At 39.5% G+C, this 21390-nt stretch carries 15 protein-coding genes, 1 other RNA gene and 9 pseudogenes; 13 read left to right on the top strand and 12 right to left on the bottom strand.

Annotated features, from left to right (window positions below):
• Positions 1 to 79 precede the first annotated feature (79 nt).
• Both purN and purM read right to left on the bottom strand, forming a co-directional pair.
• Positions 80 to 715, bottom strand: coding sequence for a phosphoribosylglycinamide formyltransferase (gene purN / locus BTN49_RS10205; protein ID WP_097357089.1), 636 nt, complete (start codon positions 713 to 715; stop codon positions 80 to 82).
• Between the two features lie 2 nt (positions 716 to 717).
• Positions 718 to 1761, bottom strand: a complete 1044-nt coding sequence (purM, locus tag BTN49_RS10200) for a phosphoribosylformylglycinamidine cyclo-ligase (protein ID WP_097357088.1) — start codon at positions 1759 to 1761, stop codon at positions 718 to 720.
• 451 nt (positions 1762 to 2212) lie between these two features.
• Between purM and BTN49_RS18340 the strand changes: the two are divergent.
• Together BTN49_RS18340 and BTN49_RS10195 are read left to right on the top strand one after the other, a co-directional pair.
• Positions 2213 to 2537, top strand: a pseudogene (locus BTN49_RS18340) (IS5/IS1182 family transposase); the annotation flags it as partial.
• A gap of 356 nt (positions 2538 to 2893) precedes the next feature.
• The gene (locus BTN49_RS10195; protein WP_097357087.1) at positions 2894 to 3409 is read left to right on the top strand and encodes a VC2046/SO_2500 family protein; all 516 of its coding nucleotides are present in this window, start codon (positions 2894 to 2896) and stop codon (positions 3407 to 3409) included.
• Positions 3410 to 4013: 604 nt separating this feature from the next.
• Here BTN49_RS10195 and BTN49_RS22580 read toward each other — a convergent pair.
• Positions 4014 to 4732: pseudogene (locus BTN49_RS22580) on the bottom strand (IS982 family transposase).
• A gap of 44 nt (positions 4733 to 4776) precedes the next feature.
• Here BTN49_RS22580 and BTN49_RS19385 point away from each other — a divergent pair.
• Positions 4777 to 4905 (top strand): hypothetical protein, encoded by a 129-nt coding sequence (locus BTN49_RS19385; RefSeq protein ID WP_263363911.1) that lies wholly within the window; start codon positions 4777 to 4779, stop codon positions 4903 to 4905.
• 67 nt (positions 4906 to 4972) lie between these two features.
• Here the strand turns inward: BTN49_RS19385 and BTN49_RS10185 are convergent, their stop codons facing one another.
• The 3 genes and pseudogenes from BTN49_RS10185 to BTN49_RS21240 all read right to left on the bottom strand — a co-directional run.
• The gene (locus BTN49_RS10185; protein WP_097357086.1) at positions 4973 to 5812 is read right to left on the bottom strand and encodes an endonuclease/exonuclease/phosphatase family protein; all 840 of its coding nucleotides are present in this window, start codon (positions 5810 to 5812) and stop codon (positions 4973 to 4975) included.
• A 188-nt stretch (positions 5813 to 6000) separates the two neighbouring features.
• Positions 6001 to 6845, bottom strand: a pseudogene (locus BTN49_RS10180) (IS5 family transposase).
• Between the two features lie 165 nt (positions 6846 to 7010).
• Positions 7011 to 7301, bottom strand: a pseudogene (locus BTN49_RS21240) (IS30 family transposase); the annotation flags it as partial.
• A gap of 307 nt (positions 7302 to 7608) precedes the next feature.
• Here BTN49_RS21240 and BTN49_RS22575 point away from each other — a divergent pair.
• A pseudogene (locus tag BTN49_RS22575) lies at positions 7609 to 8369 on the top strand (IS982 family transposase); the annotation flags it as partial.
• Between the two features lie 1251 nt (positions 8370 to 9620).
• Here the strand turns inward: BTN49_RS22575 and BTN49_RS18320 are convergent.
• Positions 9621 to 10406 (bottom strand): annotated as a pseudogene (locus BTN49_RS18320) (IS5 family transposase); the annotation flags it as partial.
• Between the two features lie 182 nt (positions 10407 to 10588).
• On the opposite strand from BTN49_RS18320, the gene BTN49_RS16735 reads away from it, so the two are divergent.
• The gene (locus BTN49_RS16735) at positions 10589 to 10744 is read left to right on the top strand and encodes a hypothetical protein (protein WP_206746264.1); all 156 of its coding nucleotides are present in this window, start codon (positions 10589 to 10591) and stop codon (positions 10742 to 10744) included.
• Between the two features lie 514 nt (positions 10745 to 11258).
• Here the strand turns inward: BTN49_RS16735 and pflA are convergent.
• The 3 genes from pflA to BTN49_RS13375 form a co-directional block, all read right to left on the bottom strand.
• On the bottom strand, positions 11259 to 11999 hold the full coding sequence (gene pflA, locus BTN49_RS10145) for a pyruvate formate lyase 1-activating protein (protein WP_097357082.1): 741 nt from the start codon (positions 11997 to 11999) through the stop codon (positions 11259 to 11261).
• Positions 12000 to 12189: 190 nt separating this feature from the next.
• Positions 12190 to 14466: a formate C-acetyltransferase gene (gene pflB / locus BTN49_RS10140; RefSeq protein WP_097357081.1), complete on the bottom strand. Its 2277-nt coding sequence runs from the start codon at positions 14464 to 14466 to the stop codon at positions 12190 to 12192.
• Between the two features lie 548 nt (positions 14467 to 15014).
• Positions 15015 to 15200 (bottom strand): hypothetical protein, encoded by a 186-nt coding sequence (locus tag BTN49_RS13375; RefSeq protein WP_146679376.1) that lies wholly within the window; start codon positions 15198 to 15200, stop codon positions 15015 to 15017.
• A 16-nt stretch (positions 15201 to 15216) separates the two neighbouring features.
• Between BTN49_RS13375 and BTN49_RS10135 the strand changes: the two are divergent.
• The 7 genes and pseudogenes from BTN49_RS10135 to BTN49_RS10100 form a co-directional block, all read left to right on the top strand.
• Positions 15217 to 16053: pseudogene (locus tag BTN49_RS10135) on the top strand (IS982 family transposase); the annotation flags it as partial.
• 203 nt (positions 16054 to 16256) lie between these two features.
• Positions 16257 to 17063 (top strand): exodeoxyribonuclease III, encoded by an 807-nt coding sequence (gene xthA, locus BTN49_RS10130; RefSeq protein ID WP_097357080.1) that lies wholly within the window; start codon positions 16257 to 16259, stop codon positions 17061 to 17063.
• 193 nt (positions 17064 to 17256) lie between these two features.
• Positions 17257 to 17353: signal recognition particle sRNA small type (gene ffs, locus BTN49_RS10125), an RNA gene on the top strand.
• Positions 17354 to 18404: 1051 nt separating this feature from the next.
• The gene (locus tag BTN49_RS10115; RefSeq protein ID WP_097357078.1) at positions 18405 to 18647 is read left to right on the top strand and encodes a hypothetical protein; all 243 of its coding nucleotides are present in this window, start codon (positions 18405 to 18407) and stop codon (positions 18645 to 18647) included.
• Positions 18647 to 18823: a transposase gene (locus tag BTN49_RS21230; RefSeq protein WP_097357108.1), complete on the top strand. Its 177-nt coding sequence runs from the start codon at positions 18647 to 18649 to the stop codon at positions 18821 to 18823. The genes BTN49_RS10115 and BTN49_RS21230 overlap by 1 nt, the downstream gene beginning before the upstream one ends.
• Before the next feature lie 121 nt (positions 18824 to 18944).
• A complete protein-coding gene (locus tag BTN49_RS10105) occupies positions 18945 to 19193 on the top strand; it encodes a hypothetical protein (RefSeq protein ID WP_097357077.1) in 249 nt (82 codons plus the stop codon).
• 393 nt (positions 19194 to 19586) lie between these two features.
• Positions 19587 to 19955 (top strand): annotated as a pseudogene (locus BTN49_RS10100) (transposase); the annotation flags it as partial.
• A gap of 281 nt (positions 19956 to 20236) precedes the next feature.
• Here BTN49_RS10100 and BTN49_RS18315 read toward each other — a convergent pair.
• Both BTN49_RS18315 and BTN49_RS16225 read right to left on the bottom strand, forming a co-directional pair.
• Positions 20237 to 20617, bottom strand: a pseudogene (locus tag BTN49_RS18315) (transposase).
• A 63-nt stretch (positions 20618 to 20680) separates the two neighbouring features.
• On the bottom strand, positions 20681 to 20848 hold the full coding sequence (locus BTN49_RS16225) for a hypothetical protein (RefSeq protein ID WP_199399544.1): 168 nt from the start codon (positions 20846 to 20848) through the stop codon (positions 20681 to 20683).
• Between the two features lie 209 nt (positions 20849 to 21057).
• Here BTN49_RS16225 and BTN49_RS16220 point away from each other — a divergent pair, with 209 nt between their 5' ends.
• A complete protein-coding gene (locus tag BTN49_RS16220; protein WP_199399543.1) occupies positions 21058 to 21255 on the top strand; it encodes a hypothetical protein in 198 nt (65 codons plus the stop codon).
• The last annotated feature ends 135 nt before the right edge of the window (positions 21256 to 21390 follow it).

Here is a 21390-nt window from a genome sequence, read left to right as displayed (position 1 = left end):
TTGGTATAAAGCTTTATTTATCAATGAATAAGATTGATAAATGAAGTGGCTTGTCTCTTGTCAGCTGAGTATTGGGAAATTAACCCATATTATAGCCTGAAGTCCCAAGCGTTTGGCCGTCTAGGATCGCTTTTCCTTCTTCCATTTTTAAACGCCCCTGACAGAACCATTCAACAGTAAGTGGATAAATACAATGTTCTTGTTCTTGTACACGGTTAAAAACGCTGTACATATCATCCTCTTTAAAAATGGGAACACAGGCTTGAAGAATAACAGGGCCACTATCTAACTCCTTGGTAACGAAGTGCACGGACGCTCCGTGTACCCCATCTCTGGCATCAATGGCGCGTTGATGAGTGTTTAATCCTGAGTGTTTTGGTAACAAGGAGGGGTGAATATTGAGCATCTTACTGTAGTAATGCTGGACAAATTGTGGTGTTAAAATTCGCATGAATCCTGCGAGGACAACAAGGTCTGGCTGATAGCTATCAATGATTGTCATCAATCTAGCGTCGTACGTGCTTCGATTTGTAGTGACAGTGCAGGGCACCACAACTGTATCAATTCCGACCTTTTTTGCACGAATAAGGCCATAGACCTTATCCTTATTGGTGATGACTGCAACAATATTGATGCCGTTCTGTCGATGACATCGATCGATGATAGCTTGTAGATTAGACCCATTTCCTGAAATCAGCACCACTATATTTTTCATGATCACTCCTTGATTTCAATTTGCTCTCCGTCGATGGCTGCATTTTCGATGTAACCTAATAACCAAGCGTTCTCGCCTTCTTGATTTAGAATATCGATCGCGGGTTGAGCTTGCTCTGCAGGCAATGCAATAACCAAACCGACACCACAGTTAAAGGTACGGTACATTTCGTGTTGAGTGATGTTACCCTTTTCTTGCAGCCATTTGAAAATGACAGGCCATTCCCAGCTCATACTGTCGACAACTGCTTTCATACCTTCCGGTAATACACGTGGGATGTTTTCCAAGAAACCACCACCTGTGATATGAGAAATAGCATATACATCACAGCTTTCTAACATTTTAAGCATCGGTTTAACGTAAATACGGGTCGGTTCAAGAAGGTGATCAGCCAAGGATATACCGTCAAGTTCCATTGCAACATCAGCATTAACCACATCGATGATTTTACGGATTAGGCTGTAACCATTTGAATGAGGTCCTGATGAAGCGATGGCGACAAGCGCATTACCAACACTGACTTTTGTGCCATCAATGATGTCTTCTTTTTCCACAACACCCACGCAGAACCCTGCAATATCGTAGTATCCTCCTTCAAACATACTAGGCATCTCTGCAGTTTCACCCCCAATCAGTGAACAACCTGACAGTAAGCAACCTTCACCAATACTGTTGACCACCGCTGCGGCAGTATCCACATTTAGTTTCCCAGTCGCGTAGTAATCGAGGAAAAACAGGGGTTCTGCACCTTGTACGATCAAATCATTCACACACATCGCAACCAAATCAATACCGATGGTATCGTGCTTTTTCAGGTCTATTGCCAAGTATAGCTTTGTCCCTACACCATCTGTACTTGACACAAGTACAGGATGTTTATATTTGGTGGGTAATTCACACAGCCCACTAAAACCACCGATACTACCCATTACTTCAGGACGAAGAGTTCGTTTTACAACACTTTTTATTCGTTTAACTAGAGTATTTCCTGCTTCAATATCAACACCGGCATCTTTATAGCTAAGAGAATATTTATTACCGATCACAGGTGATCCTTACCAAGTTCTGAACAAGAAATAAAATTGGACATTTTCACAGCCATATTGTAAGAGGAAAATAGTTGTGCAATGTTTTTATGGTAGAAAGTACAAGCAGTTTACCGTTTTATATTTGATAGAATTTCCTTGTGTAAAATGCGGTGAGTTTATTTCTGCAGGAGTCTGTCATGAATTTCGTTAAAGTTATACATCAGCTGTGTAAAACACAAAATAAGTCTTATACGAGAGTGTAATATTAGCATCAAATGTTTCAGAGAGTTGGTGACTAGAGTTGGTAACCTACTGATCTATGAAGCAGCCTCTAATTTTTAAATAGAAAAATTGATAATTTAAGGTTGGAAGGATTTGATTGAAGTGGATAAGATTAAAAGTAGGAAGGTAATAATTATACCAATCCTTCGTGTAAGTCTTGGTATGATGGAAAGGGTTTTGTTTGACCATAGCTCCTGATGGAGCTTATGACACAAGAGCATGTTACCCTGTACTGAATCACAAAGGAATAATACCACTATTCCACCTCGAAGCAACACGGGATACTTGGAAGAAGGGCATTCTAGAAATGAAGCTGTAAAGACTTTAAAAAGGACAGGGGTTATCATAAATGCTCCTTAGCAGAGACAGAAATGTTTAGTTATAAAGAGTTTCTCAGCTCTAAACTCACTCTTCGTAATTACAATCATCAAGTTAGTGGAGCACTAGCAAAAGTGAAAGCGATGAACAAAGTTATAAGACTCAGTATGCCTGTTCACCATAAGACAAATTAAGACTGTAAAAGAGATTGAGATCAGTGCGTTATAGGCCTGATTAAATCAATCAATACTAGTTCTCATTGTCAAACTGATCATTTATCGATTAAAAAATGTTCGTGATCTTTCCCTGTATCCACAAGTCTTCCCTATGGCTACGAATTAGCATTCGTGATGTTGTATGAGTATTTAAAATACTCACATTTTACGGGAAAGTCACATTCCTTGTAGACATAAAGGAAGTGATGCTTATCAGGAAAATGACTGAGAAATAATGTTTTACTAGTAAGTAAGAAGAAAAATATAAAAGATACCTAAAGCAGATATGATTTATGTCGATACACAAGAACTAACTAAGCATATAGCAGATAAATATGCAAATTCACACTCATACTCTAAATAAGACCCATTTAATTTCTGATACACAACTTGGAGGAGATTTAAACCTCGCGGTTACGCAGGGTCGTCGGTCTGATTTTGCGCTGATGCTCGCGTTACTTTCAAACGATGCCGTAGAAACGACCCAAATCGTACCAGCATATCTAGAAAACATTTCAGACGTAAATCTGCGAAAGCAATTTAATATACCGGAACCTGTTTTTCTTACCGCAAAAGAAAGAGATTATGACTTATGTAGCAAACAAGCAGATGCTTTTCATCAATCAGGAATTACTAGTACGAGGCTAAATCATTGTATAACGCCGGTAGCTCTGTACTTTCCTGCATTTAGGACGCATAACTTAGGTGAAGATGTGTATTATAATCTTTGCGGTCATCAACGAAGAAAGCTTGACGCTGGGGTAATCAATACAACTGAACTAGATCCAGTGAATTCTCATAATCTGTTAACATTTGCAAAGAGATTTCAAGAACGGCAAACTCAAGTATAATATTTTTATTTAAAATATAATCTTATTAGTATACCGTTACGGGTCAACTTTTTAGTTGAATCTCTGATTCAACTAAAAACCATACCAAGCACTTTTATTGTTCGTAACATCACCGTTGTGGGTGATTCAACATGGACTTGTGGCTTTGAGCTGCTCGAATAGGCCTGAATCCAAGTCGGAAGTGTGATATTTTCCAAAAAAGTTGGTAATGCCATTTCTTTAAAAATAACGGTAGGATATTTTGTTATGTATTCAACCTGAGTTGTGCATAAAAAATGGACTAAATGCCCAATTCACGCTTTGATAGTTTGGATTAAAAATAAGTCATAAAGGTACTTTAGCATTAATAATTTAGACGCTATTTTTACCGATATAGACTATTTCTATTAGTTTTGCCTTCCTGCTCAGGACAAATATTAAATTTTAGGTTTCAAAAGAAGAGATAAAATCTCTCTCCTTGTAATCAATCAAGTTATGAAGATTATTGTATCTTCTCATCAATCTTAGTTTCTTGGTTTTAGAACGTATGAAATGTGATTTAACCTCAGATCTGCATAAGCACTTGCTTATCAAACCGAGTTATCTTGATGCTTAGCTTCTTTGGTTAAAATAAATACGCAATGAACCCCGCCAGTAAGTTGACCATAAAGCTGATACAATTATGGTGCCAAGAATGCTTGATTTAGAATATGTCTTTTAGTTGGTCAAAAATGGTTTTAATAATAAATCGTTGTCGGAGCATCAGGCGGTTCCAAAGTTTCATCACTTTGGATTTCATGTTTCTTTTTTACACTAGTTACCAGTATCATTCCCTTGTCTGCAAGTTCCCGCTCCAATGTACCAGAGATATAACCTTTGTCTCCGTATAAATACCTCCAAATATCGTCAGCCATTTCCGCCACAGGATTCTATCATCCACGTTAGTCGTCATCACTTTGACTGAGATAATGCCACCTTGGTCATTGATAATGAGGTGTAATTTGAAGCCGTAGAACCACCCCATCATTCCTTTTTCTCGCTTCTTGGTACCTTTAAAAACCTGATGTCTGAGAATGCGTAGGTTGTTATAAACCTGTAGCTTGGACGAATTAACAAAGGGAATCCTGACGGTGAGAGAGGTAGTGGTAAACAAAGTGGATATAATAGGTTTTTAAATCTCGATTGATGGAAAGCTATCATTATCAGCATTACTTCGCTAGCTGAGAGGCAAGAAGGCTTGTTTTGTTGTTTGACACCGGAAGAAATGAGGTCTTTTTTCCATACAGGGAGGAAAGTCTGGCAGAAGTCGTCGACATCGACGAAAACAGCGTCTAAGTCATGCATGCCCAAGTCCTTATGCAGGCAATAGTTTTTTTCAAACGATCAGATTGCGACGTGGGCATTTAGTTCATTTCTTATGCGCAGTTCAGGTGGATTACAATGATCAAGTTGGTGAAGCACTAGCAAATATGAAAGCGATGTGCCAAGTTATAAGACTTGGTATGCCTGTTTGCTAGTAGACAAATTAAGACTATAAAAAAGATTGAGATCAGCATGTTATAGGCCAAATTTAATCAACAGATCCTACTTATTATTAAATGAGAATGTTGCTACAATCATATTATGATCAGAGGATTCTGTCTCTTTACTGCTCGCCCTTTCTAGGATCAATTCTCGGTAGAAAACATGATCCAGAGGCAAACCAAAAAATTTAAGACGAATATCAGGAGAAAAACTAGCTTCTTGTAAGCCAATTGTGTTTAATTCTGTTTTGATCGTTTGCAGCCTTAGCTCACTCCATGTATTAAAATCTCCCGCAATGATAAGAGGCCCCTGAAGGACTTTTACAGCCTCAATCAACGCACGAAGCTGTTCTAGATATTCTTCAATACCAAACGTAAAATTGATACTATGGATATTGATGACAGTAAGTATCCGTCCATTTGAAAGCAGAAACTCACTGTAAAGTGCACTCTTTGGCAATCGTAAATATGGCTCTATTATAGTGTAAGCGCATACCCTCTGCGGTACTAGGTCTGACAATGTCATTACCCCAGTAATTTTTCCATTCATTGCAAAAGCAAAAGCTTGGTTACTATGCCAGCCATGTACTGCGACAAAGTCTGATAAATTTGATGAAGATTGAGCTTCTTGTAACAAGATCAATGACGCTTTCTGAGAAAGCGTCAGAAGTTCATGTTTCCAACCGTCCAATCGCTGTTTATAAATATTCCAAACTCCAATATGTAATGGCTCTGAAACATCTATAGATGCTGTGGGTTTGTAATCAAGACAACGTAGATTATTGTCACCCGAAGCTAATTTAGATGTCTTAGGTACCTCAAAAATCATGTTTGCCCCAATCCCCCCTAAGAGGATTAAAATCATACAAAGAATAAAACAATAAACTTTTAATTTTTTCATCAGTAAAATTTCCTGTTGTTTTAGTATGGTAAGAATTCTAATATAGTTATGGTCACTACAATATATGGTTCTTTTTATGCCTCATGCCTATCTCTGAATTCAAGTCCGTACTCCAACATTCTCCAATCAAACGGTATTGTTAATTAAATCAGGCCTATAACGCACTGATTTCAATCTATTTTACATTCTTAATTTATCTGCTGGTAAATAGGCATACCGAGTTTTATAACTTTGCTCATCGTTTTCACATGTGCCAGCACTTCACTAACTTGAGAATTGTAATTACGAAGAGTGAGTTTAGGAATGAGCAACTGCTTATAGCAAAACATTGCTGTCTCTACTAATGACCGTTTGTGATAACTCCTGTCCTTTTTTCACTCCGCCAGTTTATCCTCTTTTAACGCCTTGATAGCTTCATTTCTAGGATGCCTTTTCTCCCAGTACTCCGTGTTGCTTCGAGGTGGAATAGTGGGCGTTATTACTTTGTTCTTCAGTACGTGGTGACCTGCTTTTGTGTCATAGACTCCATCAGCACTGACTTGTTGTATTCTTCGTCTTAATAGGTTAATAAATGTAGGTAAAACCGCATTGTCACCTACAGAAACTAGGCTAACTTTTGCAGCCATAACCTCATGAGTAAATACATCAACTGCAAGATGAGATTTGCGATAGATAGGCGCTTCGCCTTACCGTGTTTATACGTTTCCCATCCACCTTCACCGTATATTTTTAGAGCTGTGGCATCAATAACGACGTGGTCGACAGCTCCTCGACTTGGCAAACGGTACTTAACTTCTACGGTCTTCGAACGTATCACTAATAAAAGTGTATGTAGAGAATTTTATCGTGACATTCATCAACGTAAAAACCGAATTGAGAAAGCCTTTTAATCCACGAAGTGAAAGCTCGCAAATATCTTTTACCATTAGTTCAGTTTCAATCGCGGTATCCAGAAAGTCACTGATCCTCGGTTTACTAATGCTTGATTATATTGTTTCCAGTTGCTGATCTTATGCTTGGCCTTTACTGTCATCACTTCACGCTTAATTTCATTATGATCTGATCGTAGGAATTGCGATTAGTTCAGATATTTATGAAACAACGCCAAATAAAACAGTTAATGTAATTCTATTGAAGATAATGGCAGGCTCCTTAAACCTAAACGCCACCATAATTTGAAATGTACATGTGTTATATCTTAAGTCGTCATTAAATACTCTAAAAAAATATCGTTAGGAAAGCGATATCTAAGACTCGCCTTATTACGTGTATTGAGGATGTGTTTTATCTTGGCAATTTGCTCATTACTGACTTCATTGAAAAGAGTTTCCTTGGATAAAAAGCGTCTTATCAAACCATTTGTATGCTCCTTTAATCCCCGATCACTTGACCTATAAGGTCTGGCAAAATAGAAATCAGCGTCTGTAATTTCAGCAACATCTTTATGCTCGGCGAACTCTGTATCGTTATCTGACGTGAGGATTTTAAAGTAATGGAAGGGGTATTATTGATAAAATCAGGCCTATAATGCACTGATCCTAATTTCTTTATAGTCCTAATTTATCTTCAGGTGAACAGGCATATCAAGTCTTATAACTTTGTTCTTTTACCTAGGAATTTTCTTTCAGAAACTATATATGGTAGGGTTTAAGGCCTGTCCATCGTTTTCAAATTTGCCAGCGCTTAACTAACTTGAGCATTGTAATTAACCTGAACTGCGCATAAGAAATGAACTAAATGCCCAAGTCGCGATCTTATCGTTTGAAATAAACTATTGACTGCACGAGGATTTTGGCATTAATAACCTAGATGCTGTTTTCGTCGATGTCGACGACTTCTGCCAAACTTTCCTCCCTGTATGGAAAAGACACCTAATTTCTTCCGGTATCAAACAAAGAAAAAAGCCTTTCCGCCTCTCAGTTAGCGAAGTGATGACGATAGTGATAGCTTCCCATAAATCGGGATATCGAGACTTTAAAACTTATTACATCCACTTTGTTTATCGCTACCTCACCAATAAATTTCCTGGATTAGTTAGTTACACGAGGACGCTCAAACTCATGCAAGGTGTTCTGGTTCTGCTTTAATCTTACCTCACTCACCGTCAGGCAAGGCCGACAGCGATTGCCTTTGTTGATTCATCTAAGTGACAGGTTTGTCACAACTTACGTATTCTCAGACATCAGGTTTTTAAAGGTACCGAGAAGAAAGAAAAAGGAAGGATGGGGTGGTTTTACGGCTTAAAATTACACTTTATTATCAATGAGTAGAGTACATTATATCAGTTAAAGTGACGACGGCTAGCGTGGATGATAAAAAGCCTGTGTCGGAACTTGCTGACGAGCTTTGGGGGTGTTTATACGGAGAAAAAGGTTATATCTCTGGTCCATTGCAGCGGGAACTTCCAGACAAGAGAGTGACACTGATAACGAGTATAAAAAAGAATATGAAACCTAAAGTGATGAAACTTTGGGCCCGCCTGATGCTCCGGAAACGATTTATTATTAAAACTATTTTTGACCAACTAAAAAATATATCCCAAATCAAGAACTTGCGGAGCTTATAGTGATTTCTGGTATATGGGTAGGAAATAATGCGGTGTAACCTGTTGATTGATCTCGCCAGATCAACAACCAACAAGCAATATATCGCATGGATAATAATCATAACGTTACTGAACTTCATAAACTATAAAATCCTCTTAATGAACTGCTAAAACAAGGTACACAGTAATTGTTGGCTCAAGCTATAAAAGTCAAGGTCCAATCTTTGCTCGATAATTTTACTGCACTCCAAGATAACGGAACGCAGGGAGTGGTTCGCAATGGTCATTTGCCTGAGTAGCACCTACAAACTGAGCTCGTCGACATTATCGTCAAAATCCCAAAGGTTCGAGATAGAATAGGGAGAGGTATCAAGTTCAACAGCACACTGATTCCGTCCTATCTCAAGCGAACCAAAAACATAGAAGAGCTTATCCCTTGGCTTTATCTTTGTGAGATCTCCACGGGCGATATGCAGCCAGACTTGGAATCGCTCTTAGGTAAGTAAGCCAAGGGCTTTTCAGCAAACAGTGTTTCTTAACTCAAGTAGCAATGGGAAGCAGAATGCAACCAGTGGCGTAAGCGCGACCTAAGTAAACGGCGGTATGTCTACATTTAGTCCGATGGTATTTACTGCAAAGTTTGAATGGATGACAATCTTTGCCTGCTTATTGTCATAGGTGTCGATGGATACCTGCCGCAAGGAAATGCTAGCCGTTGTCGATGGGTATAGGGAGTCAGAGATTAGTTGACTTGAAGTTTTTTCATAACTAACGTCCCAAGATAACAGTATTGCTCCTGAATTCGCCATTGGTGATGGCGCTTTCGGTTTTTGGAATGCAGTGATAAAGCATTGGGCAATGAAGTGTCATCATCGCTTCTGGGTACACAAAACGGCCAATGTATCAAATAAAGTCCTAAAAGCTGTTCAACCAAAAATGAAAGAAGCTCTTCACGATATCTAGATGTTGGAGACACAACAAGAGGCACATAAAGCCTTCGGACAGTTCGAAATACGATAGGGTGCTAAATATTCCAAAGCAGCGGAGTATCTGACCAAAGACAAAGTGGAAATGTCAGCATTTTACGATTTCCACGCCGAACACTAGACACATATTCGAATGACAAACCCCATTGAATTAATGTTTGCAACGGTGAGGCTAAGAGTGAACAAAACCAAGAATTGTAGAAGCCAAAAAACGATACTAGCAATGGCTTGCAAACTGATGCAAACCTCTGAGGTTAATTACGAAGAGTGAGTTTAGGGCTGAGAGATTTTTATAGCGAAACAGTGCTGTCTCTACTAATGAGCGTTTATGATAATCCCTGTCCTTTTTCTACTCCGCCAGTTTGCCCTCCTTTAACGCCTTTACAGCTTAATTTATAGGATGCCATTACTCCCAGTCCCCCGTGTTGCTTCGATGTGGAATAGTGGTGTTATTCCTTTGTTCTCCAGTACGTGGTCAGATGTTCTTGTTTCATAAGCTCCATCAGCACTGACTTGCTGTATCTTTCGTCGTAATGGGTTAAGCAATATAGGTAAAATCTCATTGTTACCCATAGAAACTAGGCTAATTTCTGCAGCAATAACCTTATGAGTAAACACATCAACGGCAAGATGCCGCTTGCGCTAAATATACCGCTTCTCCTTACCGAGTTTACGCGTTTTCCATTCACCTTCGTCGTATACTTTTAGGCCTGTGGTATCAATAACGACGTGTGCGACCGCCTATAAACGTGGCAAACGGTACTCAACTTTTACGGTCTTCGAACGCTTACTAATGCAGGTGTATCTAGGGGATTTCAGTGGGATATTCATCAACGTAAAAATCGAATTGAGAAAGCTTTCTAATCCACGAAGTGGGAGCTTAGAAATACCTTTCGCCATCAGTGCCATTTCAATCGCGATATCCGAAAATATAAACCCACGGCTACGATGATCGTGATGCCATTAGGCAATGGTATGCCTTAATGTCAGCGACGTTTATCCAAAAGGGGTTTATTAATGCTTGATTATATTGTTTCAAATTGCTGATCTTTCCCTTTCCTATTATAACCTCCCGCTTAACGCTATAATGATCTGATCGTAGGAATGGAGATTAGTTCAGATATTTAGAAAACAACGTCGGTATATATGGCATGACAGGGATAATTTTGGTTCCCTATACAAGGATCTTCACCATCATTATAAACCCTATAAAATATAAACCCTATAAAATATAAACCCTATAAAATGAAGCTGCGCTGCGGTGATAAACTAAAGATAAAGAACCGAGTTGGCATTAAGACATGCCCTGATATTGCTGATAAAAAGGCCGAGTTAGGTCATTTCAATATTGACACTATCGTCGGGACTTGGGGACAAGTTTTTTCTGCTTACTGTAGTTGATAACACCAATAAGATCTACTGCATCAGAAAGATGCTCAATAAACAGGTGGGTACTGTAGTGGGAACGTTTATTAAAATTATGAATTCCCCTTTTATGACTTCAAAACCCTCACGTTAAGTAAGGGTGTAGAGTTCGCCATTCATGAGGAAGTTGCTAAAATCATAGACGCTAATTTCTGTTTTTCCAGACCTTCTCGGTCAAGTGATTGGGGACTGAATGAACAGACCAATGGTCTGATAAGGAGATTCTTAGCCAAAGGAACTAACTTCAACGGAGTCAGTAATAAGAAAATTTTAAGATAGGATATATACTCAATACACGTGGTAGAGCGAGTCTTTAGTATCGTTCTCCTAACGATATTTTGTAGAGTATTTGATGGCGGCTTAAGATATAATTTTTGTGAATCTCACAGGGTGGAGGGCATTTTACTTGCAAGAACAGATGTAGTTGATACTTTTTAGTACATATAAATAAACTAACCCAACGTTGAGCATTATATATTAAAATAGGCACTTAATACATCACTTTTAGGTTGTAATCTTCAAGAATTGATTTAAGGTTTTCCATTGTTCTTGTTGTTGGTGGGTTAATGTCTTTGAGTTCGTATTCATAACCTAGGATTTCCCACTTATAGGCACCTAGCTGGTGGAGGGGTAACATTTCAACTTTTTCAACATTGTCCATGCCTTTGAGAAATTCCCCTAGCTGACGTATTGAATCTTCATCATCCGTGTAACCTGGTACAATAACGTAGCGAATCCAAGTTTTTTGGCAGCGTTGTTGGAGGTAGCGAGCAAAATCTAATGTTCGTTTGTTTGATACGCCAACGAGACTCTTATGCATAGTATCATTCATTTGCTTTAGATCTAGCATCACCAGATCGGTTGCACTTAGCACATCGTCAACGATGTCTGTGTATTTGCGGATATGACCATTTGTGTCAAGGCAAGTGTGAATACCCTCAGCCTGTGCAGCACGGAATAAATCAAACACAAACTCAGGTTGTAGCATAGCCTCACCGCCAGATGCGGTAAGACCGCCACCTGATGCATCGATGAAGTGTCGGTAGGTGACCAATTCCTTCATTATATCCTTGACATTGACTTCACGCCCACCATCAAGATCCCATGTATCACAGTTATGACAGTATTTGCAGCGCATTAGGCATCCTTGAAGGAATACGATAAAGCGAATACCAGGACCATCGACGGTACCACATGACTCAAATGAGTGGATACGGCCATTGATAGACATTAGATTCTCCGAATTATTGAAAAGGAGTAAGGTGTTATTTTATTACAGACGGGTAGGTATACCAAACAATTGTCTTTTATATAATTAAGCAGCACTTTGTTGAAGAAAAATTAAATACACACAAAAACACCGCTCCAATAGAGGTGTTTTTGTGAAAGCGTGAGTTTATTTGTTCAATTAGAGCTTTGAATTATAGAACAGCAGTGAATGTACGTGTGATAACATCTTGCTGCTGTGCAGCAGTTAGAGAATTAAAACGCACAGCATAACCTGATACTCGGATGGTTAACTGTGGGTACTTTTCTGGGTGCTTAACTGCATCTTCCAAAGTTTCACGGTTCAAAACGTTCACGTTCAGGTGTTGGCCACTTTCGGTGCCTGATTTGTAGTGGAAATAACCGTCCATCAGCCCACCAAGATTTGCTTTCTGCGTGTCAATGTCTTTACCAAGTGCGTTAGGCACGATAGAAAAGGTGTAAGAAATACCATCTTTCGCATGTGCGAATGGAAGTTTACCTACAGACGTCAGAGATGCTATAGCACCTTTTTCGTCACGACCATGCATTGGGTTTGCACCGGGTGCGAAGGGCGCTCCGGAACGACGACCATCTGGGGTATTCCCAGTTTTCTTCCCGTAGACCACGTTTGAGGTTATGGTTAAGATAGACTGCGTGGGTACTGCATTACGGTAGGTTTTCATCTTACGGATCTTAGTCATGAATTTTTCAACTAGTTCGCACGCAATGTCATCTACGCGTGAATCATTATTACCGAATTTCGGATAGTCACCTTCAATTTCATAATCAAAGGCGATGCCGTCTTCGTCACGGATTGGCTTAACTTTTGCGTACTTTATAGCAGATAAAGAGTCAGTGGCAACAGATAGTCCTGCGATACCACAGGCCATGGTACGGAAAACGTCACGATCGTGCAGAGCCATCATTGATGCTTCGTAGCTGTACTTGTCGTGAGAGTAGTGGATAGCGTTCAGTGCGGTGATGTATTGAGTTGCCAACCAATCCATGAAGATGTCTAGACCAGACCAAACCTTTTTAAAGTCTAGTACTTCATCCATCATTGGTGCTCGTTTAGGACCGACTTGTAGTTTCAACTTCTCGTCAACACCACCGTTGATTACATATAGTAGGGTTTTTGCTAAGTTTGCTCTGGCACCGAAGAATTGCATGTGCTTACCAATAACCATTGGTGATACACAACAAGCGATAGCGTAATCATCGTTGTTGAAATCTGGACGCATCAAGTCATCATTTTCGTACTGGATAGAAGATGTGTCGATAGATACTTTAGCACAAAACTCTTTGAAGCCTACCGGTAGTTGCTCAGACCACAAAACAGTGATGTTTGGCTCTGGGCTTGGCCCCATGGTGTATAGGGTGTTCAGGAATCGGAAGTTAGTACGGGTAACTAGAGTACGACCGTCAACCCCCATACCTCCTATTGATTCAGTTGCCCAAATTGGGTCGCCAGAGAACAGCTCATCGTATTCAGGAGTACGTAGAAAACGGACGATACGTAGTTTCATTACGAAGTGATCGATAATTTCCTGTGCTTCAACTTCAGTAATCTTGCCTTCAGCAATGTCACGTTCAATGTACACGTCTAGGAATGTAGAAGTTCGACCTAGAGACATTGCGGCACCGTTTTGGGATTTTACTGCGGCAAGGTAGCCGAAGTAAACCCATTGAACTGCTTCTTGTGCATTAGTCGCAGGATCCGAAATGTCACAGCCGTATTTTGCTGCCATTTCTTTTATCTGTATTAGAGCACGGGATTGTTCTTGAATTTCCTCGCGCAGTTGCATTGTCATTTGCAGGTCATCGCCAGTTTCCAGTTTTTCTTGTAGTGAATTGAACTGAGTGACTTTATCCTTTATCAGGAAGTTTATACCGTACAGCGCAACGCGCCGGTAGTCACCTATAATGCGTCCTCTGCCGTAAGCATCGGGCAAACCAGTTAAAACACCTGATTTACGACAGTTCAGGATATCTGGAGTGTAGATATCGAATACACCTTGGTTGTGTGTTTTTCGGTATTCTGAGTAAATTTTAGAAACCATCGAGTCTAGAGTACGGCCATAAGCCTTACAAGAATTCTCGATCATGCGTACCCCTCCATTAGGGATAAGCGCGCGTTTCAGAGGCTCATCAGTTTGAAGACCTACTATTTTCTCCAGATCTTTGATGATATAGCCTGCGTTGTGAGCAGTAATGGTAGAGATAAGTGAGGTATCAAAGTTAACGGGTGCGTGAGTAGTGTTTTCGATTTTAACTCCTTCCATCACTTTATCCCAAAGCGCGTTAGTCGCTTCAGTACCTTTAGTTTGTAGGAACGATTCGTCACCCTCGTAAGGAGTGTAGTTTTTCTGGATGAAGTTACGAAGGTTAACTTCTTCTTGCCATTCGCCTTCAATGAAACCTTTCCATGCTTTAGAAAAATTCTTAGACATAATGTACCTACCTTATTTAGTAGTGAAACAACTAGTTAATATTGGTATGTCACCCACTACCAGTGAGTTGGTAATACCTGATTATCGAAAATTGCAAAAGTAAAAACAAATATCGATTACCTTAAATAAACATGTTTGATTGTATGCTTTATTAGACATAAATTAACAGCGAGAAGGACTGTTTATAGATTATTTACAGCAAATATGGGATATAAATTGGATTTCCTAAAATTCCTAATGCCATGTTGCTAACATGGCAAAGAAACATATGGCTAAGCATCTAAGTTGACATCAGAATATATTTGATGAAGGTAAGTCGCTTCGTGGATTTCTTGTCGCCAAGTATGGTCATTCTTGTTGAATAAGCTTTATCAGTGGCAAAGCAAGTACAGATTCGACCACTATTAATTTGAAAATACAAAAACCTTCCGACTGTAAATCCTTAATGCTTGTCACCATTGACCCTACCAGTTTTTAATAATGGCAGGCATAAGCGTTGTTGATTAAAGCAGGGTTATAACACACTGATCTCCATCTTTTTTACAGTCTTAATTTGTCTGCTGGTGAACATGCATACCGAGTTTTAGAACTTTATTCATCGCTTTCACTTTTGCTGGTTCTTCACTAACGTGAGCATTGTCATTAACCTGAACTGCGCATAAGAAATTAATTAAATGCCAAAGTCGCGATCTGATCGTTTGAAAAAACTCTTGTCTGCATAAGGAGTTTGGCATGAATAACTGAGATGGTGTTTTCGTCGATGTTGACGACTTCTACTAGACTTTCCTCCCTGAATGGAAAAAACACCTAATTTCTTCCGGTGTTAAACAAAGAAATGAGCCTTTTCGCTTCTTAGTTAGCGAGGTTATGATGATAGTGATAGCTTTCCATCAATCGGGGTATCTAGACTTCAAAACCTATTACATCCACTGTGTTTGTCGCTACCTCACCAATGAATTTACTAAGTTAGCTACACGCAAATGCTCAAGCTCATGCAAGGTGTTCTGGTTCCGCTGTGCTCTTACCTCACTCATAGTAAGGCAAGGCCGATAGGGATTGCCTTCGTTGATTCGTACAAGCTACAGGTTTGTCACAACCTATGTATTTTCAGACATTAAGTTTTTAAAGGTATCTAGAAGCGAGGAAAAAGAACTATGTGGTGGTTCTAGGGTTTAAAATTACACCTTATTATCAATGACCAAAGTGGCGATGGCTAACATGGATGATAGAAAGCCAGTGTTGGAAATGGTTGACGAGATTTGGGGTGTTTATTCGGAGATAAAGGTTATATCTCTGGTCCATTGGAGCGGAAATTTGCAGACAAGGGAGTGACACTGATAATGGGTGTGCAAAAAAATATGGAACCATAAAGTGATGAAACTTTGGAACCGCCTGATGCTCCGGAAACGATTTATTATTGAAATCGTTTTTGACCAACTAAAAAACATATCCCAAATTGAGCATTCTCGGCACCGTAGTTGTATCACCTGTATGGCCAACACGCTGGCGGGGATGATTGCTTATTCATTTCAACCAAAAAAGCCGAAAACCAAGACAACTAGGTTGGATAAGCAAGAAATTATATAGATTTATGATATTAAACAACATGTTACACCTAATTCTTTCCTACCCATACACCAGAAATCACTATAGCTCTTATCACCTTCCGTTTAACTCCATGATGATCTGATCGTAGGAATTGCGATTAGTTCAGATATTTAGGAAACGACGCCCTATAATATGATTAATATCATTGTTACGTTCCACACGAGAGAGAAAATAATAATCGCATGAAAGTCATATCATTCAATATTAATGGACTACGTGCTCGCCTTCACCAACTGCAAGCATTAATTGACAAACATCAGCCTGAGGTCATTGGACTACAAGAAATCAAAGTGCATGATGATGCTTTCCCCCTAGCAGCTGTCGAATCTATGGGTTATAAAGTATATTCCTATGGGCAAAAAGCTCACTATGGTGTCGCCATCCTGTGCAAGGAAGAACCGATAAAAATACAAAAAGGGTTCCCTACCGATGAGGAAAACGCACAACGACGCATGATCATGGTTACGTTTAAGCAACCAGATGGAAGTGAGGTAACCGTACTAAACGGTTACTTCCCTCAAGGTGAAAACATCGAGCACAAAATAAAATATCCGACGAAACGTAAGTTTTATAAAGATTTGATGATATACTTAAATGACTATCACAGTAATGATCAGCATGTCATTATGATGGGAGATGTTAACATTAGTCCGCTGGACTGTGATATTGGTATCGGTGATGTAAACCGAAAACGATGGCTGAAAACAGGTAAGTGCTCTTTCCAACCAGAAGAACGTGAAATGCTGGAAACCTTGATGAATTGGGGCTTTAGTGATACTTTCCGCCAACAATTTCCCGATGTAGACGACAAATACTCTTGGTTTGATTACCGTTCTCGTGGCTTTGATGATAATCGAGGTTTACGTATTGACGTAATTTTTGTGACGGCGTCCTTGATTAATAAATGCGTGGATACGGGTATTGATTATGAACTCCGTGGAATTGAGAAACCCTCGGACCATGCGCCGATTTGGGCGGAGTTTAAATAAAGGCTAGATGCTAGTGAGGGATTCTTGTATAATAGAAAGGAAATTTAACGATCTTTCCCTTCAGCCTTGTTTCCAAAATAACTAATATGAAATTCTCTCTTGCATTAGTCGCGGTATTTTCACATAATATTTCATTGTGAAAGAGTTTCCTTCATCAATAGAAAGATATTGTGTATAAAATCCTTGGAGGTTTCCTTGGTTCTCCTGCAATGCTAACTTATGAACGGAGTCAGATCTGGAAGGAAGCAGCTCGCGTGAGTTCTGTGTGTGTAGGGATGTAGCTGGGGAGACCTCCACCCAACATGTTTTTTCTATATTTTTAACCCTCTTACTTTACTGTAGGTTTTTAGATTCGAATGGCATTTTTGGTTGAAGTACAATACGGTTTAGTATCTCCTTTCTCAGAACTTTCAAACTATAAAATTAAATAGCTGGATCCCAGCATTAAGACATAGACTGATTATTCCTGTGAGGAATTGCCTAGGATTGAACATCCTGATGACCTCTGGAATTGAACAGCTTCAAGTTATTTAAGTATATGCATACCCGTGATTGTGCAGTATGACGCTAAATTACTGCTCCATATACACCACAACTTGAAAGGGTGCTGTTTGAACCGGAGTTGTTGATTAAATCAGGCCTATAACGCACTGATCCCAATTTTTTTACAGTCTTAATTTGTCTTTTGGCGAATAGGCATATTGAGTCTTATAACTTTGTTCGTTCACCTAGGAATTTCCTTCCAGAAACTATATGTTGTGGGGCTTCAGGCATGTCCCTTTCTGTGATACATTTAGCACGATTGAACATAGAAAAGGCATGAATGAATTTCAAAGGTATCAAATCTAAGTTGCTTCGCTTTAAACGTGTTTTCACTATGAATTGGGTCATATTTATATCCAGTGATCCCCGCTATGACACCGATTATTATCATTAAGGAATCTCTAAGATGCTGAAGTGTAAAAGATCAGAAAATGGCTTTGCCACTTACCAATTCTTGGGTTGCGTTTAAGGGCAACATAAAGTTAACTTTAGTTGTAAGGGGAACACTTATTCGTAATGTGGAAAACATTCTGCACGGGGGAGTATGTCCAAAATAGGAATCCGCTTGTTTCCTAGATTGAGCTATCGGTAAATTGTCTTAACATTGTCTGAATAACTTCGTATTCCTTTCCATAGTCACTCCAATCAGAAGTGTTTATATTCTTGGCTTATGGTCTTGGTGGAAGCCTTATTATCAGGGTTGAGTCAGGCGAACTTTAAGACTGATGCCTATAAAATAGCCATCATTGTTTTCATCCATACCTATAATTGTAATGGTAACTACATCCACATTTACCAATGATACTGGCTGAAGGTTCATTCTTTTCTTCAAACCAAGATTGGAAATGGTTTCAGTATTTATCGTTATCTCAACTACGATTACTTTGGCAAAAACACTTACTGAAGTTAATGGAGATTGAGTTTTTGGCGCGTCAATATGTGATTATAACCTTATGGGCTAATGATACTGAGGATTTTTATGCCCATCTTGGCAAGGGTCGTAAAAATAAAGTCCCAAGGATTAAAGCTACCAAAGGTTAATACGATATCTAACCAAATATTTATCATCTCCGCCGATATTCTTATCTAGGATAGTTGGGTATGACGGTCATGAAATCAGGTATTACTATCAATTACATAAAACTAAGTTGAAAATGGATGAGACAATGGATGCTCAGGTATTTATATGGGAGGCTGGTTCAGAACAGTTTTCCTAAAGTATTTCAACGAGTTATATATTATGGAGCTATAGTGATTCCTGGTGTGTGGGTAGGAAATAATGCGGTGTAACCTGTTGATTAATATCGCCAGATTAACAACTAATAAGGAATACACAGCATGGACAATAATCATAACGTTATCAAGCTTCATAAACTAAAAAACCCACTTAATGAACTGCTGAAACAAGGCGCACAGCAGTTGTTGTCTCAAGCTATAGAAGCCGAGGTTAAATCCTTGCTCAATAATTTTATGTCACTCCAAGCTAACGGAAGGCAGGGAGTGGTTCGCAATGGTCATTTGCCTGAGCCGCACCTACTTACTAGGCTCGGCGACATTAACCGTCAAAGTCCCAAAGATTGGATATAAAACAGGGAGCTAGATCAAGTTCAAAAGTCACTGGTTCCGCCCTATCTCAAGCGAACCAAAAACATAAAAGAGCTTATCCCTTGGCTCTAGTCTGAGGGGGATTTCTACGGGCGATATGCAGCCAGTCTTGGAATCGCTCTTAGGTAAGAAAGCAAATGGTTGTCAGTAAACAGTGTTTCTCGACTAAAGCAGCAGTGGGAAGTAGCATACAACCAGTGGTGTAAGCGCGACCTAAGTAAATGGTGGTATGTCTACATTTAGACCTATGGTGTTTACTACAAAGCTCGGATGGATGAAAAGCTTTGCCTGCTTGTTGTCATCGGCGTCGATGCGGCCAGCTGCAAGGAAGTGGTAATCGTTATCTATGGGTATAGATAGTCAGAGGTCAGTTGGCTTGAAGTTCTGTTAGAGTTAACGTACCAAGGTATCAGTATCACTCCCAAACGCGCCATTGGTGATGAAGCTTTCGGTTTTTGGAATGTAGTGATAAAGCATTGGTCAACGACTCGTCATCAGCGCTGCTGGGTATACAAACCGGTCAATATATTAAATAAACTCCAAAAATCTGTTCAACCAAGAAGGAAAGAAACGCTTCACGATATCTGGATGGCGTATAGACAACAAGAGGCACAGAAAGCTTTTGGACAATTGGGAATACGATATAATGCTACATATCCCAAAGCAGCGGAGTGCCTGACTAAAGAGAAAGTGGAAACGCGGGCATTTCACGATTTCCCCGCCGAGCACTGGACACATATTTAAACAACAAACCCCATTGAATCAATGTTTGTAACAGTGAAGCTTAAGAACGAACAACACCAAGAATTATGGAAACTGAAAAACAATACTGGTAATGACCTGCAAACTGAGGCGAACCACTGAGGTTAACTGATGTAGCCTGAGAGGATTTAAATTAACCTCAGATCCGCATAAGCGCTTGCTTATCAAACCTAGTCATCTTAATGATCGGCTTCTTGGGTTGAAATGAATACGCAATAAGCAACGCCAGCAAGTTGACCATAAAGCTGATACAACTACGGTGCCTAGAATGCTCGATTTGGAATATTTTTTAGTTGGTTAAAAACGGTTTCAATAATAAATCTTTTCCGGAGAATCAGGCGGTTCCAAGGTTTCATGACTTTGGGTTTCATATTTTTTCACACCCGTTATCAGTGTCACTCCCTTGTCTGCAAGTTCCCGTTCCAATGGATCAGAGATATAACCTTTATCTCAGTATAAACACCCCAAAGCTCATCAACCATTTACGATACAGGCTTTTTATCATTCACGTTAACCGTCGTCATTTTGACTGAGATAATGCCACTTTGGTTATTGATAATAAGGTGTAATTTGAAACCGTAGAACCACCCCATCATTCCTTTTCCTCGCTGCGTGGTACCTTTAAAAACCTGATGTCTGAGAATACGTAAGTTGTGACAAACCTGTCACTTAGATGAATCAACAAAGGCAATCGCTGTCGGCCTTGCCTAACGGTGAGTGAGGTAAGAGTAAAGCAGATCCAGAACACCTTGCATGAGTTTTAGCATCCTCGTGTAACTAACTAATTCAGGAAATTTATTGGTGAGGTAGCGACAAACAAAGTGGATGTAATAAGTTTTAAAGTCTCGATACTCCGATTGATGGAAAGCTATCACTATCGTTATTATTTTATTAACTGAAAGGCGAGAACGTTTGTTTCTTTTATTTTGGTATGCGGATTTAGTGATTGATTTTCACAGGATGTATTAATTGGTTAAAATCGGATTTAATAATTGATATCATAAACCAAATACTCTTGTACTAAGAATGTGGAGACATCCACAGCCGAACTTAGCGGCGACTCTGAGAAGACAAGGATTTAACCATGAAAACTATCTCTATTGCTGAATTTGAAACTCTGGTAGCTCGCAACGACTGGCAGAGAGAACAAGATTGCGAAGTTTTAGAGCGTCTTGATCGTCAGGTTGAAGAGTGGAACGAAGAAAACGAATCTTTTGATCTGAACGATATTCCTCACGTTTTTGGTTTGGCTTCTAAAACCTCAACCTTAGATGGTATCTAAATTACTTACACCGAAGGCTTTAACTACGACGAATGCGACTCCGATTCTCTGTTTACAGGAACCGAGGGACAGGATGCTGTTTGGTCTGTAGAAAGCGTTACGGTTGTTGATGAAGATTGTGACAAGCTGAATGCA

Source organism: Candidatus Enterovibrio escicola (assembly GCF_002464935.1).
Classification (GTDB): Bacteria; Pseudomonadota; Gammaproteobacteria; order Enterobacterales; family Vibrionaceae; genus Enterovibrio; species Enterovibrio escicola.
Note: the sequence above shows the minus strand (reverse complement) of the source record. Positions and strands in the feature narration are given on the sequence as shown.

What these genes read in the sequence shown, in the direction of transcription:
- purN (WP_097357089.1), bottom strand. Translation starts at nt 715, where the DNA reads ATGAAAAATATAGTGGTGCTGATTTCAGGAAATGGGTCTAATCTACAA.
- BTN49_RS10195 (WP_097357087.1), top strand. Translation starts at nt 2,894, where the DNA reads ATGCAAATTCACACTCATACTCTAAATAAGACCCATTTAATTTCTGAT.
- BTN49_RS10185 (WP_097357086.1), bottom strand. Translation starts at nt 5,812, where the DNA reads ATGAAAAAATTAAAAGTTTATTGTTTTATTCTTTGTATGATTTTAATC.
- BTN49_RS16735 (WP_206746264.1), top strand. Translation starts at nt 10,589, where the DNA reads ATGAAGCTGCGCTGCGGTGATAAACTAAAGATAAAGAACCGAGTTGGC.
- pflA (WP_097357082.1), bottom strand. Translation starts at nt 11,999, where the DNA reads ATGTCTATCAATGGCCGTATCCACTCATTTGAGTCATGTGGTACCGTC.
- pflB (WP_097357081.1), bottom strand. Translation starts at nt 14,466, where the DNA reads ATGTCTAAGAATTTTTCTAAAGCATGGAAAGGTTTCATTGAAGGCGAA.
- BTN49_RS13375 (WP_146679376.1), bottom strand. Translation starts at nt 15,200, where the DNA reads ATGCCAAACTCCTTATGCAGACAAGAGTTTTTTCAAACGATCAGATCG.
- xthA (WP_097357080.1), top strand. Translation starts at nt 16,257, where the DNA reads ATGAAAGTCATATCATTCAATATTAATGGACTACGTGCTCGCCTTCAC.
- BTN49_RS10115 (WP_097357078.1), top strand. Translation starts at nt 18,405, where the DNA reads ATGATACTGGCTGAAGGTTCATTCTTTTCTTCAAACCAAGATTGGAAA.
- BTN49_RS10105 (WP_097357077.1), top strand. Translation starts at nt 18,945, where the DNA reads ATGGACAATAATCATAACGTTATCAAGCTTCATAAACTAAAAAACCCA.
- BTN49_RS16220 (WP_199399543.1), top strand. Translation starts at nt 21,058, where the DNA reads ATGAAAACTATCTCTATTGCTGAATTTGAAACTCTGGTAGCTCGCAAC.